The 16136-nt window shown below is 43.5% G+C and carries 13 protein-coding genes and 7 tRNA genes; 19 read left to right on the top strand and 1 reads right to left on the bottom strand.

Annotation, left to right across the window (positions count from 1 at the left end):
• The first annotated feature begins 271 nt into the window (after window positions 1-271).
• The 11 genes from BN3261_RS10075 (at window position 272) to BN3261_RS10025 (ending at window position 5045) form a co-directional block, all read left to right on the top strand.
• Window positions 272-343: transfer RNA gene (locus BN3261_RS10075), tRNA-Glu, on the top strand.
• 54 nt (window positions 344-397) lie between these two features.
• Window positions 398-470 (top strand) — tRNA-Thr (locus BN3261_RS10070).
• Window positions 471-474: 4 nt separating this feature from the next.
• Window positions 475-548 (top strand) — tRNA-Ile (locus tag BN3261_RS10065).
• Window positions 549-572: 24 nt separating this feature from the next.
• A tRNA-Asp gene (locus BN3261_RS10060) sits at window positions 573-646 on the top strand.
• 9 nt (window positions 647-655) lie between these two features.
• Window positions 656-728, top strand: a tRNA-Val gene (locus BN3261_RS10055).
• Window positions 729-752: 24 nt separating this feature from the next.
• Window positions 753-836 (top strand) — tRNA-Leu (locus tag BN3261_RS10050).
• A gap of 215 nt (window positions 837-1051) precedes the next feature.
• The gene (locus BN3261_RS10045; RefSeq protein WP_059086183.1) at window positions 1052-1804 is read left to right on the top strand and encodes a tRNA threonylcarbamoyladenosine dehydratase; all 753 of its coding nucleotides are present in this window, start codon (window positions 1052-1054) and stop codon (window positions 1802-1804) included.
• Window positions 1805-1962: 158 nt separating this feature from the next.
• Window positions 1963-3006: a [FeFe] hydrogenase H-cluster radical SAM maturase HydE gene (hydE, locus tag BN3261_RS10040; RefSeq protein WP_059086182.1), complete on the top strand. Its 1044-nt coding sequence runs from the start codon at window positions 1963-1965 to the stop codon at window positions 3004-3006.
• Between the two features lie 146 nt (window positions 3007-3152).
• Complete coding sequence (locus BN3261_RS10035; RefSeq protein WP_059086181.1) at window positions 3153-3737, top strand: TetR/AcrR family transcriptional regulator; 585 nt, start codon at window positions 3153-3155, stop codon at window positions 3735-3737.
• A 77-nt stretch (window positions 3738-3814) separates the two neighbouring features.
• The gene (locus tag BN3261_RS10030) at window positions 3815-4225 is read left to right on the top strand and encodes a metal-dependent transcriptional regulator (RefSeq protein WP_021650250.1); all 411 of its coding nucleotides are present in this window, start codon (window positions 3815-3817) and stop codon (window positions 4223-4225) included.
• Window positions 4226-4313: 88 nt separating this feature from the next.
• A complete protein-coding gene (locus BN3261_RS10025) occupies window positions 4314-5045 on the top strand; it encodes a histidine phosphatase family protein (RefSeq protein WP_021650251.1) in 732 nt (243 codons plus the stop codon).
• A gap of 384 nt (window positions 5046-5429) precedes the next feature.
• Here BN3261_RS10025 and BN3261_RS10020 read toward each other — a convergent pair whose 3' ends face one another.
• The gene (locus BN3261_RS10020; RefSeq protein WP_059086180.1) at window positions 5430-7142 is read right to left on the bottom strand and encodes an ABC-ATPase domain-containing protein; all 1713 of its coding nucleotides are present in this window, start codon (window positions 7140-7142) and stop codon (window positions 5430-5432) included.
• Between the two features lie 261 nt (window positions 7143-7403).
• Here BN3261_RS10020 and BN3261_RS10015 point away from each other — a divergent pair, with 261 nt between their 5' ends.
• The 8 genes from BN3261_RS10015 to BN3261_RS09980 all read left to right on the top strand — a co-directional run bounded on the left by BN3261_RS10015 (window position 7404) and on the right by BN3261_RS09980 (window position 16099).
• Complete coding sequence (locus tag BN3261_RS10015; RefSeq protein WP_059086179.1) at window positions 7404-8798, top strand: aminopeptidase; 1395 nt, start codon at window positions 7404-7406, stop codon at window positions 8796-8798.
• Window positions 8799-9068: 270 nt separating this feature from the next.
• Complete coding sequence (locus tag BN3261_RS10010; RefSeq protein ID WP_021650257.1) at window positions 9069-9776, top strand: ABC transporter ATP-binding protein; 708 nt, start codon at window positions 9069-9071, stop codon at window positions 9774-9776.
• Window positions 9777-9778: 2 nt separating this feature from the next.
• Window positions 9779-11566 carry an efflux RND transporter periplasmic adaptor subunit gene (locus BN3261_RS10005; RefSeq protein ID WP_059086178.1) on the top strand — a complete coding sequence of 596 codons (1788 nt, stop codon included), beginning with the start codon at window positions 9779-9781 and terminating at the stop codon, window positions 11564-11566.
• Window positions 11559-12791: an ABC transporter permease gene (locus tag BN3261_RS10000; RefSeq protein ID WP_015527479.1), complete on the top strand. Its 1233-nt coding sequence runs from the start codon at window positions 11559-11561 to the stop codon at window positions 12789-12791. The genes BN3261_RS10005 and BN3261_RS10000 overlap by 8 nt, the downstream gene beginning before the upstream one ends.
• Before the next feature lie 158 nt (window positions 12792-12949).
• A tRNA-Arg gene (locus BN3261_RS09995) sits at window positions 12950-13023 on the top strand.
• Window positions 13024-13194: 171 nt separating this feature from the next.
• Complete coding sequence (locus tag BN3261_RS09990; protein ID WP_059086177.1) at window positions 13195-13896, top strand: metallophosphoesterase; 702 nt, start codon at window positions 13195-13197, stop codon at window positions 13894-13896.
• A gap of 32 nt (window positions 13897-13928) precedes the next feature.
• On the top strand, window positions 13929-14561 hold the full coding sequence (locus tag BN3261_RS09985; RefSeq protein WP_110925792.1) for a Type 1 glutamine amidotransferase-like domain-containing protein: 633 nt from the start codon (window positions 13929-13931) through the stop codon (window positions 14559-14561).
• A gap of 257 nt (window positions 14562-14818) precedes the next feature.
• Complete coding sequence (locus BN3261_RS09980) at window positions 14819-16099, top strand: KAP family P-loop NTPase fold protein (RefSeq protein WP_199874114.1); 1281 nt, start codon at window positions 14819-14821, stop codon at window positions 16097-16099.
• Window positions 16100-16136 lie beyond the last annotated feature (37 nt).

Below are 16136 nucleotides of genomic sequence, written 5' to 3'. Positions count from 1 at the left end.
ATTTTTTAAGTCATCATACTTTCAATTATATACAGAGAAAAAATAATGTCAATGTTTGAAAAAAACAGAAAAAATTTTTCCGGGTAGGGTTTGAGAAAGGAAGTACAAACCCTTGGAAAGCCCATTTTATAAGGCTTTTCGGCCTGTTTTCCGGCTTTGTAAAAAAAATTGAAATTTTTCAAAAAAAAGCTTGCAATTATAAAAAAGGTATGGTATTATTTAACTCGTCGCTGAGGGAAATACAAAACAGCGAAACATAAAAAAGAAATATGGCTCCATGGTCAAGCGGTTAAGACACCGCCCTTTCACGGCGGTAACAGGGGTTCAAATCCCCTTGGAGTCACTTAAAACTAAACTGGATATTCATTGACTCGATTCAACATTTGGTGTTTAATACGCCGATGTGGCTCAATTGGCAGAGCAGCTGATTTGTAATCAGCAGGTTATCGGTTCGAGTCCGATCATCGGCTTTTTGGACCTTTAGCTCAGTTGGTTAGAGCAACCGGCTCATAACCGGTCGGTCCTGGGTTCGAGTCCCCGAAGGTCCATTTTAAAAGTTTTATATTTTGTATGGCCCAGTGGCTCAGTTGGTTAGAGCGCCGCCCTGTCACGGCGGAGGTCGAGAGTTCGAGTCTCTTCTGGGTCGTTCATATTTGGGGTCTTAGCTCAGCTGGGAGAGCATCTGCCTTACAAGCAGAGGGTCATAGGTTCGAGCCCTATAGGCCCCATTTTTGAACAAATTAATTGAATATGCGGGTATGGTGGAATAGGCAGACACAAGAGACTTAAAATCTCTCGGGGGCAACTCCGTGCCGGTTCAAGTCCGGCTACCCGCAGTATCAGTAAGATTCCTTTTTAGGGATCTTTTTTTGTATCATAAAATTTATTGATGAAAACGGGAAAATATTCCTAGCTTATTGGTAGGGATATTGACAAGGCTATTTTCCCATGATAGAATCCTGACAGTTGTAAAACAAATCGGACAGATATAAAAAATATATCCATTGTCAGTATAAATATACATGGAAAGAATATAAGGAGAAGTCAGAAAATGCTGAATCAGTTTTCAAGAACAGAATTATTAATCGGAAAAGAAGGAATGGAAAAGCTGAAAAATTCCAGAGTTGCAGTATTCGGAATTGGCGGTGTTGGCGGATATACGGTGGAAGCACTGGTCAGAAGTGGCGTAGGTACCCTGGATCTCATTGATGATGATAAAGTATGCCTCACCAATATCAATCGCCAGATTTACGCAACAAGAAAGACCGTAGGGAAATATAAAGTTGACGTGGCCAGAGAACGTATTCTTGAAATTAATCCGGATGCAGTTGTAAATATCCACAAAACATTTTATGTGCCGGAGACAGCAGATTCCTTTGATTTTTCCCAGTATGATTATGTAGTCGATGCGATCGACACTGTAACCGGAAAGCTGATGCTCGTAGAGCAGGCAAAGGCTTCAGGAACACCGATCATCAGCTCTATGGGGGCCGGAAATAAGATGGATCCAACAGGTTTTATAGTGACAGATATTTATAAAACGTCCGTCTGTCCCCTTGCAAAGGTCATGCGCCGTGAACTGAAAAAAAGAGGAATCAAAAAACTGAAGGTGGTTTACTCACAGGAGAAGCCAATGACTCCAATTGATGATATGGCGATCAGCTGCAAGTCTCATTGCATTTGTCCTCCGGGAACAGAAAGAAAATGTACTCAGAGACGTCAGGTACCGGGAAGTAATGCCTTCGTGCCTTCCGTAGTGGGACTGATCATTGCCGGTGAGGTTGTAAAGGATCTTATTAAATAAAAATTGGATCATTCTGTGTTACTGAGAACGGAATGAACAGTAACCATTCTGTAAGAACAGATATTGCATGTATACTTATATTGTGCAATATCTGTTTTTTTGTGATAAAATATTTTTTACAGATAGTTTTGTAAATAAAAGAGAAGGACAGATAAAGTATGGGGATCGTTGAAAAATTTATAAAAGAAGGACAGCTGACAAAGGAAGAATATCCGGAACTTCTGCACTTATACCAGGATCCGGATCCGGTTCGTCTGCTTCGGGAAGAGGCTGTCCGTATACAGAAAAAATATTTTGGAAATAAAATATATACAAGAGGTCTGATAGAATTTACCAATTACTGCAGAAATGACTGCTATTACTGCGGGATCCGCCGTTCTAATAGGAATGCCAGCCGTTACCGCCTTACAAAGGAAGAAATCCTGCAGTGCTGCGAGAATGGCTATGAGCTGGGATTTCGGACATTTGTGCTCCAGGGAGGGGAAGACCCATGGTTTAATGATGACCGGATGGTTGACATCATCCGGCCCATCAAACAGGGATATCCGGACTGTGCGATCACGCTATCCATTGGGGAGAAATCAAAAGAAAGCTATCAGAGATTTAAAGATGCCGGAGCAGACCGCTATTTACTCCGTCATGAGACGGCCAGTGAGGAACATTATCGTTATCTTCATCCGGAGAGTTTAAGTCTTGCAAACCGTAAACAGTGTCTTTATACCCTGAAGGAACTGGGATATCAGATAGGTGCCGGATTTATGGTAGGTGCGCCGGGACAGACGCTGGAGTATCTGGCGGAAGACCTTGTTTTTCTTAAAGACCTGAATCCGCATATGGTGGGGATCGGACCATTTGTCCCGCACCATGATACGAAATTTGCAGAGGAACCGGCAGGAAGTGTGGACCTGACACTGTTTCTGCTGTCTGTCATCCGGATCCTGCTTCCACAGGTACTTCTTCCGGCAACCACAGCACTGGGGACCCTGGACCCCAGAGGCAGGGAAAAGGGTTTTCAGGCGGGTGCAAATGTAGTAATGCCCAATCTTTCTCCGGTGAAGAACCGTAAACAGTATGAGCTTTATGATAACAAGATCTGTACAGGCGAGGAAGCAGCAGAGTGCAGAGGGTGCCTTACCAGACGTGTGGAGTCTGTAGGCTATGAAATCGTTACAGACCGTGGAGATTCCCCGATGACAGATTGACACGGGGTACAAAATACTTTCTTTTTTCAGCGATTTAAGGTAAAATATCAGTAAGATCAGATTGCTAAAAAATTAACAGCTGGTCAGAAATAAGCGGAATTTTCCTGCAAAGCGGAATGCAGGAAAAATGATGGAGTGCGTAAAATATGGAAAAATCAGAAAATGCTGTGCGGAGCAGACTTCTGGAAGCGGGGAAGGAAGAATTCAGAGACAGGGGATTTCTGAAGGCTTCTCTTCGTGCGATCTGCAAAAAAGCAGAGGTGACTACGGGAGCGCTATATTTCTTTTTTGAAAGTAAAGCAGCTCTTTTTGAAGAAATCGTGGAAGAGACGGTAGAGGATCTGAAGCGGATCATGGGAGACTTTACGGATCAGGAAAAACAACTGCATCCGGAAGAATATGACAGGATACTTATGGAATTTATCTGGGAAAACAGGGACATCGCAAAAATCCTCATAGATGGAGCTGAAGGTACCAGATATGTGAATTTCCGTGAGGATGCCTGTACGAAAATGGAGCAGATCCTTAATGAACGCTTTCAAAAGGAATGTGGACAAGAAGTTGATCACGAGCTGGTACATATCCTGGTACAGATGAAATTTCAGGGATATTGTGAACTGCTCCGGGGAAACTGCTCTAGGGAAAAACTCCTGGAAATTTCCAGAATTCTGCAGATATGTTCCAGCCAGTGCCTTCTGGCAATTGAGGCAGAACTAAACAGAAAGCATTAAAAACCATTGCTCATTCTCCTAAAGTATGTTATGATTAACTTGGTTAGTTTTAACAAACCGAGGGAGGTGTAAATAACGTGAGATCAAATGAATCATCTGAAGATTATTTGGAAACGATCCTGATCCTTGGAAACAGGAGCTCTCTTGTAAGAGCTGTGGATATCGCGGCAGAGATGGGCTTTAAGAAACCGAGTGTCAGTGTTGCCATGAAGAATCTTCGCCAGAAAAATCTCATCACAGTAGCCGACAACGGAGATATCCGTCTGACAGAGGATGGACATAAGATTGCCGATAAGGTATATGAACGTCATCAGCTGATCTCTTCCTGGCTGATGATACTGGGAGTCCAGGAAAAAACAGCGATTCATGATGCCTGCAGGATCGAGCACATAATCAGTGAGGAGAGCTTTCAGGCATTGAAAAAGGCAGTTTATGAGCTGAGGGAGCAGCAGGCTGTGCTCCATGGAGAAACCGCGGATCAGGTTTGATCCTTGCAGCAGAAGCTATCAGGAATTGACAACTGAAAAAATAAGAATATAATGGAAATCCAGGTTATGAAATGGAGGATACCAAAAGATGAAATTACTTTTTATACGACATGGAGACCCGGATTACACAATAGATTCCCTGACCGAAAAGGGCTGGAAGGAAGCGGAATTTCTTTCTGAAAAGATCGCAGCTCTTGATGTCAGGGATTTTTATGTTTCTCCGCTTGGAAGAGCAAAGGATACCGCATCCTGCACACTGAAGAAAAACGGAAGAACAGCTACAGAATGCAAGTGGCTGAGAGAATTCGACGTAAAGATCAGAAGACCGGATCTTCATGGGGAAAAGATCATTCCCTGGGACTGGCTTCCACAGGACTGGACGAAAATCGAAAATTTCTACAGCTTTGACCGCTGGTGGGATAATGACATCCTGCGAGAGGGAAAAATGAAAGAAGAGTATGACTGGGTCACACAGAATTTTGATAAAGTTCTGGCAGAGCATGGCTATGTGCGGGAAGGACATTATTACAGAGCAGAAAAAGCCAATGAAGATACGCTTGTGTTTTTCTGCCATTTCGGTGTAAGCTGTGTACTCATCAGCTATCTTCTCAGTATCTCTCCGCTGGTGATGCTGCAGAATTTCTGTGCGGCGCCGTCATCAGTGAGCACCATTGTTACAGAGGAGAGGCGAAAAGGGATCGCGTCCTTCCGTATGAGCTCTTTTGGAGACATTTCTCATTTGTATGCGCATCAGGAGCCGCCGGCTTTTGCTGCCAGATTCTGTGAGACATATGATAACAAAGAGCAGAGACACGACTAAAAAGCGAAAGAAACGGCTGTAATATTTCGGCTTTTTCTGGAAGACCATGGTAAATAATGATCAGCAGGATTATTTTGGAAAATGATTAGACTTCGTTAATAAATTTTATAAATTTATTAGAAATTGTACAAATTTCTCTCACATTTATCCTGTATGATATAAACATCTTAAGAGAACAGAAGCTCTTAAGAAAAACTCTTTCCTTTCCCTAAAATATGTATGAAGATAAACCACCGTTCCATTGGCAAGACAGAGCCGACAGGACGGTGGTTTTGCATTGCAGAAAAAAACTGCCGAATGACAGAGGAGATAAAGATTTCCAATGTTTATCGGCAGCGTTTTTTGGTTGTCTGAGATTTATTGGATATACAGCTTCAGGCACAGCTACGGCCTGCGATAGCGGTTAAAGCAGGAATATATTTCCTGGATCCTGGGCATGGCATAACCGCATGGAATATAAGAGCCTTCCGAGAAGAAGGACAATCCCTGCCTTTTCAGCTGAGTATCCAGATAAGTGATGATCTCCGGCAGAGTACGTTTTCCGTCAATGAGATGTTCGCAGGCATATTTCAGAAGCAACGCCAGGGATGCAGTTTGCTCGGAGTCGATCAGCTGCTCCACATAGCGGAGATCCACTTCGGTTTTTCCAAGAGAAAAGCCATCTTTGCCGTGAACCTTGGTTTTCAGTCTTTCCGGCTGTCCGGGACGGCTGTGGCGGGATGGAGCCACTTTGGCCCTGGTCATGATGCGATGGCTTTCCGGAAGGCGGAATGCAGGGGCCTCAATGTCTGAGAGAGGATATTCCTGACAGAGCTTTTTGGTGACTGCTGTGATGTCCACCGGATGATAATTATCCATCTGGATCACAGTATCCGCAATATGGAAAAAAGCTCCGGAGCTTCCGGCAACCAGGATAGTGGAGATCTCTGCCTTTTCATAGAGATCCCGGGCACGTTCCAGAAATGGAGTGATGGGCTCCTTTTCCCGGCAGATCACCCGCTGCATGAAGGAATCACGGACCATAAAGTTGGTGGCAGAGGTATCCTCGTCAAGGAGAAAGACTTTACTTCCGGCCTCCATACTTTCCACGATACCGGCAGCCTGTGAAGTGCTGCCGCTGGCATCCTCTGTAGAAAAGCAGAGGGTGTCTTTTTTATTTGGAAGATCGTTGATAAAAAGAGAAATGTCCACATCTTTGATAAAACGGCCGTCCTCAGAGCGAAGCTTCTGAGCAGAAGGATCGGTAATGACATACTCCCGGCCATCGCCGGAAATGTGATCGTAAATTCCCAGCTCCAGTGCGTTAAGTAAGGTGGATTTGCCATGGTAGCCGCCACCTACGATCAATGTGATGCCGCAGGGAATGCCCATGCCTGTGATGGTTCCTCTGTGGGGCAGCTCCATGGAAACCCTCAGGCTTTCCGGAGAAACAAAAGGAACAGAGTTTTTCATCGGGCGTGAAGAGATGCCGCTTTCCCTGGGGAGGATAGCGCCGTCACTGACAAAGGCAGCCAGAGAACGTTTTTTCAGCTCCTGACGGATAAATGCCTGATCTTCGGCAAGGCAGATGGCTTTTCTCAGCGCTTCCGGGTCAAGATTCCGGTAAAAAAATGCCTTGTGAATACAGACCGGAAGAAAATCGAAGAGGATTTTTTCCAGTTCGGGAGAGTTGATGGTTCTGCCATTGGCCGGGAAACCGATGAAAAAACGGGCAGTGATGCCTTTTTCCGTTATTTCACAGGCGGTACGTGCAAGAACCTCCTGACCACAGTGGCTTACTGAGATCAGGCCGCTTTTTCCGGAGCCTTTTGCACGGAAGGTATAACGGTTTACCTGCTGTTCAAACTGGCGGTTCAGAAAGTCTCCCAGTGTGATGCGGGTCAGGGAATCCTTATAATATTCTGCCGGAAATCCGGTGTCTCGGTGGGAAAGCTTCACACTGATGTGAGAGGGAGAGGCAAAAGGATCCCCCTGCACGTGGTCAATGGACAAAATATAACGGTCAAACTGGTATGCACCCCGCAGAGACTTGTATGCAGGATAGCTTTTGCGGTTGATGCTGTGAAGAAGCTCTTTTAGCTGAGCAGATGCTTGCATGTTGTTTCCTCCTTTGCCCTGTTGGAGCATACAGGTAAAGTTTACGGTGAAACAGAAAGCCTTCCGTGTGTAAGATACCTGAAAATTTTGGATACAGGGTCAATTCTTAAGAACTACTATAACGAATCATAAAGATTTTGTAAAGAATGGGAATTGCGGTGGAAATTCGTAAATGTTTGACCTATAATAGTAGACAGATTGCAGATAATATGATGAGAAACGGCAGCTGCCGGAAGCTATAAAGAAAGGTGGACCACTAAAATGGAAAGAAGAAATGCATGGCTTTCTTATAAGGAAGCAGAAGAGACAGAAATGGAGAAGCTTGCAAAGGCTTACAGAGAATTTCTTGATAAAGGAAAAACAGAACGTGAATGTGTTGCAGAAATCGTAAAGGAAGCAGAGGCTGCCGGATATGAATCTCTTGAGGCGAAGCTTGAAAAAGGCGAGAAGATCAAGGCCGGTGACAAGGTTTATGCGGTAGGGATGAAGAAGATCGTTGCTCTGTTTCATGTAGGAACCGAAGAGCTTTCCGGAGGTATGAGTATTCTCTGTGCACATATCGACTCTCCGCGACTGGATGTTAAGCAGAATCCTTTGTACGAGGATACGGATCTGGCTTATCTGGATACTCATTATTATGGTGGTGTAAAGAAATACCAGTGGGTGACACTGCCTCTTGCCATGCATGGTGTTGTTGCAAAGAAGGACGGAAGCATTGTGGAGATCAGCATTGGCGAGGATGCGGAGGATCCGGTACTTTACATCACAGATCTTCTGATACATCTTTCCGGAAAACAGCTCCAGAAAAAGGCAGCAGAGGTTATTGAGGGTGAGATGCTGGATATCCTGATCGGCAGCAGACCTCTTGCAGAGCTTCCGGATGATTCAAAAAAGGATGCGGTAAAACAGAATGTGCTGAAGATTTTAAATGAGAAATATGGTATTGAGGAAGAAGACTTTCTTTCAGCAGAGCTGGAGATCGTTCCGGCAGGAAAGGCAAGAGACTGTGGACTTGACCGCAGCATGATCGCAGCATATGGACAGGATGACCGTGTATGCGCTTACACATCCCTTGCGGCAATGCTGGAGATGGAGGAGACACCGAAGCGTACCGGCTGCTGTCTCCTTGTAGATAAGGAAGAGATCGGAAGCGTTGGTGCCACAGGCATGCAGTCCAGATTTTTTGAGAACAGCGTGGCAGAGCTTCTGGACGGAATGGGCTGCTATTCCGAGCTTGCATTAAGAAGAGCTCTCCGTAATTCCAGCATGCTTTCTTCCGATGTAAGTGCCGGCTATGATCCGGCCTATGGTGAGGCTTTTGAGAAAAAGAATGCAGCATATCTTGGACGCGGTATCGTTCTTAACAAGTTCACCGGAGCAAGAGGAAAATCCGGTTCCAACGATGCCAATGCAGAGTACGTTGCAAGAGTTCGCAGGATTTTTGATGATCACAATGTTGCTTTCCAGACAGCAGAGCTTGGAAAGGTTGATTTTGGCGGAGGCGGAACCATCGCTTATATTGCGGCACTTTACGGAATGGAGGTTATCGACAGTGGCGTGGCAGTGCTGAGTATGCATGCTCCGTGGGAGGTTACCAGCAAGGCGGATGTATATGAGGCATACAAGGCATATAAGGCATTTTTACTTGATGCATAAACAGATGTATAAATGTGCGTCAGTTTTGAAGACATTCAGGTAATCTTTTCGTTACAGATCAATGAGCGGGGGTTTCCCGGAAATGACAGAGCAGTCTGCCTGCTGCTGTTTTGGCTTGGAGCGTTCCGACGAGAAACAGCAGTATCCCCTGCAGACTTCGCTCTGTATTTTTAACCTGATCAGGGAAGCTCTCTGTTTCAATGGCGAAAAGCAATAAGCAGAGGAGGGGCTTGCCTGGGACTGATTTACTTTACAAGGAGTAATTTTATTATGGAAGATGCATTGGTACGGGTAGTAGATCTGTGCAAGGTTTACAATCCCGGAGAAAATGAGGTGCGGGCGCTGGATCATGTGAATCTGGAGATCCATAAGGGTGAATTTGTGGCTATTATCGGACAGTCCGGTTCCGGAAAATCCACCTTTATGAACATGCTGGGCTGTCTGGATGTCCCCACCTCCGGGAAATATTATCTGAATGGAACAGATGTATCCACAATGAAGGATAATGATCTCTCGGTGGTACGAAATAAGGAGATTGGTTTTATCTTTCAGGGCTTTAATCTGATCGCAAATCTTACGGCGCTGGAAAACGTGGAGCTTCCTCTGATCTATCGTGGGATCGACCGGAAAACAAGAAGAAAGCTTGCTGTGGAATCTCTTAAAAAAGTTGGACTTGAGAAACGTATGGACCATAAGCCAAACGAAATGTCAGGGGGACAGCAGCAGCGTGTGGCTATTGCCAGAGCTATCGCAGCCAGGCCGCCGGTGATCCTGGCAGATGAACCAACGGGAAATCTGGACTCTGCATCCAGCAGGGAAATTATGGAAATCCTGAAGGGAATGCACAGATCAGGAGAAACCTTGATCCTGATCACTCATGATAATGGGATTGCGGCTCAGGCCAGACGTGTGGTCCGGATCATGGATGGAAAAATTGAATCAGATACGATCAATGAGGAATTTGTCGAGGAGGCTTAAGAATGAAAAAAGGGAAAAAGATTGTGATCGGTGTGGCAGCAGTGGCTGTTGTGGCAGGCGGTATTTATGCGGCATCAGGTGCAGGCCGCGGGGGATCACAGATTCCGCAGGTTGCTGTTACCAAAGCGGAGACAGGAGATGTGGGGGAGATCGTAGATGCAACCGGAACCGTTGTCAGTGATGAGCAGAAGACCTTTTATTCTCCTGTGAACGCACAGATCAAAAGCGTATCCTTCGCAGAAGGCGATACGGTTTCAAAGGGAACGAAGCTGATAGAGTTTGAAGTGAAGGATCTGGAGAGGGATAATCAGAAAGCAGAGCTGAATGTACAGTCCGGACAGTATGATTACAAAAATTCCATCAATAAATCCAATGAGGCCCGGCAGAAGCAGGACAGCGCAAAAGCAAAGGTTTCCAGTCTGGAACAGCAGGTAAGGGAGCAGCAGAATTATCTGGCTTCCCTGAGATCACAGCTGGCGTCTGTACAGGCTCAGGCTGCGGCAGATGCGCAGGCCCAGGCTCAGGCGGAGACCCAGGCAAAGGCAGAGGCCCAGGCTGCCAGGGATGCAGAGACTCAGAGAGCGTATTCAGAAGCGCTGACTACATATCAGAATGAGACACTTCCGCAGTACCAGCAGGAGCTGGGACAGCTGAATTCCGATTATGTAACGGCACAGAATGCTTATAATCAGGCAGATACCAGGTATCAGATGGCTTTTGCACAGTGGCAGGCAGAGCAGAGCGATGAGAATGCCCAGGCGCTGGATGAAGCGGAAGCAGCAAGAAGTCAGGCAGAGATCACCTGCCAGGAAGCAAAGGAAGCTTATGAGGATAAGAAGGTCAGCCAGCCAAAAATGCCGGAGTATTCCGATTACAGCAGTAGTGCAGCCGGTGATTTTGTTACCGATGGAGCTTCAGAGGAAACATCGGGGCTGACAGATCATGCATCTGCGGATGCTTCTTCTGCAGGAAGTACAGTGGATACTTCTGCCATTGAGAATGCGATCGAACAGGCAACCTCTGATCTGGCGGATCTGCAGTCGGACCTTGCTTCCCAGAAATCCATTGCAGAGGCGGATTCTGCCAGCCTTACAGAAGAAGAGAAAGAAAAAATGCGTGTCAGCAACAATCTTACTGAGCTGGATGCAAAATCTGCGAAAGAACTGGTAGAAGAAGGAAAGAAAGGCATTTCGGCGGATTTTAACGGCGTCATTTCCAAATCAGCAGTCCAGCAGGGCGCAGCGGCAACACAGGGAATGGAGCTTTTTACCCTGCAGAATACAGATAAGGTCAGCGTTGATATCAATGTGTCCAAGTATGACTACGATAAGGTAAAGGAAGGCCAGAATGCGGACATTACCATTGGCGACAGGAAATATACCGGCAAGGTGACTAAGATCAGTCACATTGCGACAACCAACGAAAAGGGCTCCACACTGATCTCTGCCACAGTGAGCATCGACAAGCCGGACAAGGATATTTTTCTGGGAGTAGATGCGAAGGTAAAGATCTATGCAGAAAAGGCAGAGGATGTGGTAACACTTCCGGCAGGCGTGGTAAATATCGGCAAGGATGGTTCCTTCTGTTATGTGCTGAAGGATGGTGTGATCACGAAGCAGGATATCACAACAGGAATCAGTTCCGAGGACTCTGTTGAGATCACAGATGGCATTAAAGCCGGAGATGAGGTCATCGAGGATCTGGGCTCCCTGGAAGAGGGAATGAAGGCAGAGGCAGCAGCGGCAGACAGTGACAGTGCAGCAGAGACAGGGGAGACTGCCGATGAGTAATATTTATGAATATATCAAAATGGCGATCCATAATATCATGGCCAATAAGGGAAGATCCTTTCTCACCATGTTAGGGATCATCATCGGTATCGCATCTGTGATCGCCATTGTGTCCATCGGTGAGGGTACGAAGAATCAGATGAACAGCGAGATCAATGATATCGGCGGCGGCCAGATCGCTGTTTACTGCAGTGATGATGCCATAGCAGACCAGGTCTGGATCGAGCCGGAAGATATTGATGCAGTCCGGGAGCTGGATGGCGTGGAAGGTGTTAATGTTTCAGATTCCTATACAGGCGAGACCGTAACCGGAAAGGGTGATTTTAATCTTACAGTGACCGGGGAGGCCCAGGATGCCAAGCTGGTGGACAATGCTTCTGTGAAGTACGGAAGCTATTTCGGGCAGAAGGAGATCGAAGAGGGAAAAAACGTCTGCGTGATCTCCGATGCCGATGCGAAGAGGCTTTTCGGAACGGATGATGTAGTGGGAATGACACTGGACATTACCTGCTATGATCTGACCAAGACATTCCGCATTTGCGGAGTCACCACACAGAAAGAGAACGGAACCTTTGTCAGCTATACTTACGATGGAATGCCGGTGACCATAAATGTGCCTTATACGGCCATGGACGACTTTACCGGAAGCAGCGGAGAATTTTATCAGATCATAGTTCAGGCTGATAAGAGTCTGGATTCTCAGGCGGTCGCAGACAAGATCATAAATCTTCTTGAGAGACGTCACCAGTGTGCCGGAGATGAATATTTCCAGGTACAGAGCTTCCAGGATGTCATGAAATCCATGAACCAGATGCTTGGCATGGTGACTGCGTTTATCTCTTTTGTTGCAGGAATTTCCCTTCTGGTAGGTGGTATCGGTGTTATGAACATCATGCTGGTGTCCGTCACAGAGCGTACCAGGGAGATCGGTATCCGGAAATCCCTTGGAGCAAAAACCTCGTCTATTATGTTACAGTTCCTTGCGGAGGCGGCGATCCTGACGATCATAGGCGGGCTGATCGGTATTGTGCTGGGGATTGCAGGCGGCTATGTGATCTGTGCGGTGATCAGCAGCAGTATGGGAATGACCATCACACCTGGGATCAGTGCGGGAACCATCCTGGCGGCTACGCTGTTCTCCTGTGCAGTAGGTGTGTTCTTCGGAATCTATCCGGCGAAAAAGGCAGCGAAACTGAGCCCGATCGAGGCACTTAGACGGAATTAAAAAACTGTTGCTTTTGCATCAAAAATAGCAATAAAAAATATTTTTAAAAAAAATCAAAAAAAGTTTCAAAAAACCCTTGACATTTTATAGGTCTTAGAGTATCATACATATTGTTGCAGCGGTGATACGAAATATCACAAAGGAAAAGCAACAAAGATGTGCGTTTAGCTCAGCTGGATAGAGCGTTTGGCTACGGACCAAAAGGTCGGGGGTTCGAATCCTCTAACGCACGCTATGTCGAAAGGCTGGAAACCTTGAAAAATCAATGGTTTCCGGCCTTTTTTGTGCTTGTTCGTGGAACTACAACAGAAAAAATAATTGAACTGACGACAAGGAATGCAGAGCGATTATTTGATACTGGATATGGTGATGTGTAATGTGATGAGAAGAGAGAGGATAAGTTATGATATATGTAATGAGTGATATTCATGGTGATTTTCAATCTTTTTATAAGATGCTTGTAAAGATTAATTTTTCTTCTTATGATGAATTATTTATTCTGGGAGATATAGTTGATAAAGGAAAAGAAAATCTTTGCCTTTTGGATTTTATTTGGAAAAGCGAAAATATCTATCTGCTCAAGGGAAATCATGAATATTTATTTGAAAGATACCTTCAGGGAATTGTTACAGCAGAAATATGGGATGCCTGTGGAGGAACTGCTACTCGACAGGAAGTAGATAGATTATCGGCAGATAAGAAAGCGGATATCCTGATGTTTTTGAAAGGACTTCCTATATATCGGAATATCACTATTAAAGATAAGAGTTATTTCCTTACTCATTCTGGATATCATGCGGATTTTGAGATTATTGATCCAAAGACTAGACTGGTTGATATTCAGAAGTCTGTAGACAGTGCTGTAGCATGGGACCAGGAACAATATTTGTTTTCCGATGATATTCATTATATTCCTCAAAAGATCAAGTTTGATAAAAGAATCATAGTCGGACATTATGCAACACTCTTTCTTACTGAATATGGACAAGCTAATATCTATTATGGAGAAAGATACATAGATATTGATACCGGTAATGAACGAAGAAATAGGGGCGGAAGGTTAGCATGTCTTAGATTGAACGACGGGAAGGAGTATTATGTGTGACATTATAATTATCTGATGAGAGGGTTGTAGATATGGGGAAAATAATTTTGACGTCACAGGGGCTTTGTACGCAAATGGGAGATAGACTGATACATAGAGCTATTTCAGATATGGGAGACAGAGAAAACAAAAAGATTTTGCTTGTGGACATAAAGAAATATAGAATTACCGAGAAGCTAAAAGAGGCATGTATATCAATGGGGTTTGAAAAAAGTAACATATTTGTGACTTCAGAGGCTGAAGCAAGAGATTTTTCGGATTTTTTCGAGTATTACTATGTTACAGCAGGAAATACATTTGAAATTTTAAAGGAGATAAGGATTAAAAAACTTGCAGGTTTAATAAAAAGAAGTATGTTAGAAAATAATGCAACTTATATTGGTAGCAGCGCCGGTGCAATGATTGCCGGAATCGATGTTCGCCTGGCATTGGATTTTGACAGAGATACGGAGGATCTTGATGATTATAGGGCATTGTCCTTATTTAATGGGACAGTTATTCCTCATTATTCAAAAGCAGATCTCAGACGTTACATTAAAAATACAAATTCTGATGTTCTTGCAGGATATGACAAAATATATTCAGTGAATGATAATGAAGCTCTGATTGGTGAATTTGAAAATAATAGAAATGTTGATTTTCAGAGATTTTCTATTACCAGATGATCTATTATTCAATAAACTGTGGAGCTGTTAAATGCAGCTCCTTATTTATTGGCGAAAACGTCTGATTTTTTCAATACAGTTTTTGAGGTGGTTTTTTATCTGCGAATAATACAGTTGTTGTAAAAAAATCTGCATGTTACAATTAACTTATAAATAATAAAATTTTTTCCAGAAAAGTGTTATTGATATGGAATGATGTGAAAAAAGCATGTAATTTTTTAGGGTGTTTGGCTAAAATATAGAAAGATGGTGAAGTGGTGATTTCAAAAGAAGATGTTTTAGATAGGGAAGCTTTTGTTAAACAGATAGTAGATTTAGCTATGGTACTTTCAGAAAAACGTAAAAATTGTTGCTTTGCTATTGAGGGAGAATGGGGAAGCGGTAAGAGCTTTGTGTTGGAAAACATACAAGAATGTCTTCAGCCAGAACAATCAGAGGAAACTGGTGCTGATCGATTCTTTGTTGTTCGGTATGACTGTTGGAAATATGATTATTATGAAGAGCCAATAGTTGCAATTATTTCTGTACTAAGGGATCAGATAGATCAGTATATCAATTTATTGACTGATGACGCTAAAAGGGTATTATTAGAGACTGTTAAGAATACAATAACAAAAATTGCGGTTGAGGCAATAAAAGCAAAGACGGGAATTGACATGGATGGTGTTGGTGAAGTTCCAGAGGGGGATGTAAAAATATATGATAAATATTTTGGTTTCCAGAAAGTAGTTAAAAAAGTACAGAATCAAATTGAGAAAATATCACAAACCCAAACAGTAGTCATCATGGTTGATGAATTGGACAGATGTTTACCTTTATATGCAATTAAAGTTTTAGAACGTATTCATCATGTATTTAATGAGATAGAAAATGTAGTAGTTATAGTTGCAATGGAGAAAAAACAAATCAGTAATTCATTACATCAAATCTATGGGGATGAGATGGATGTTGACCGATATTTGAAAAAAATAATTGCATTCAGCTTTAAACTTGACAATGGATCTGCGCATAATTTTATTGAGAAATACGCAAGTTATATGGAGATGTTTGATATTAAAGAAAGGGATGGGCTGGAAGAATTTCTTAAAGAAATTACTGCCAATATAGATATTCGTACACAAGAAAAAATTTTTGAGAAAGCGGAAAATCTACATAGATTGTTGGCAACGCAAGAAAAAATGGATAGTGGCATTCTGGCATTTGAAATACTTACCCTGTGTATAAAGGAAAAACTGTCTGTAGTTGATTTGAGATGGATAATTGATATGTCTGGCTATTCGAATGTTGAAAATAAAATTGGAAAAGAATATTTCAACACTATAAGAGAGCGTGTAAAATATATTATAAAGTATTCTTCAACAGTTAATGGCAAAATTGTCTGTAAAGCTGATAGTTTTATTGATAGAATGATTTTTATAATTGCTGGGTTAGACAACGTATATAAAAATAAAGTATGTGCAGAATTTTTTTGTGCAGATGAAGAAGTAGAAAATGATTTGATTTTCTCGAGAAAGATTTATGAATTATTGAAAATATAGAGGAAAAACTGAGAGTGAACGTAGAATGGGAGCGAGG

It is taken from the genome of Blautia massiliensis (ex Durand et al. 2017), from assembly GCF_001487165.1.
In the GTDB taxonomy this organism is placed as follows: Bacteria; Bacillota; Clostridia; order Lachnospirales; family Lachnospiraceae; genus Blautia_A; species Blautia_A fusiformis.
This window is presented reverse-complemented; position numbering and strand designations above follow the sequence as displayed.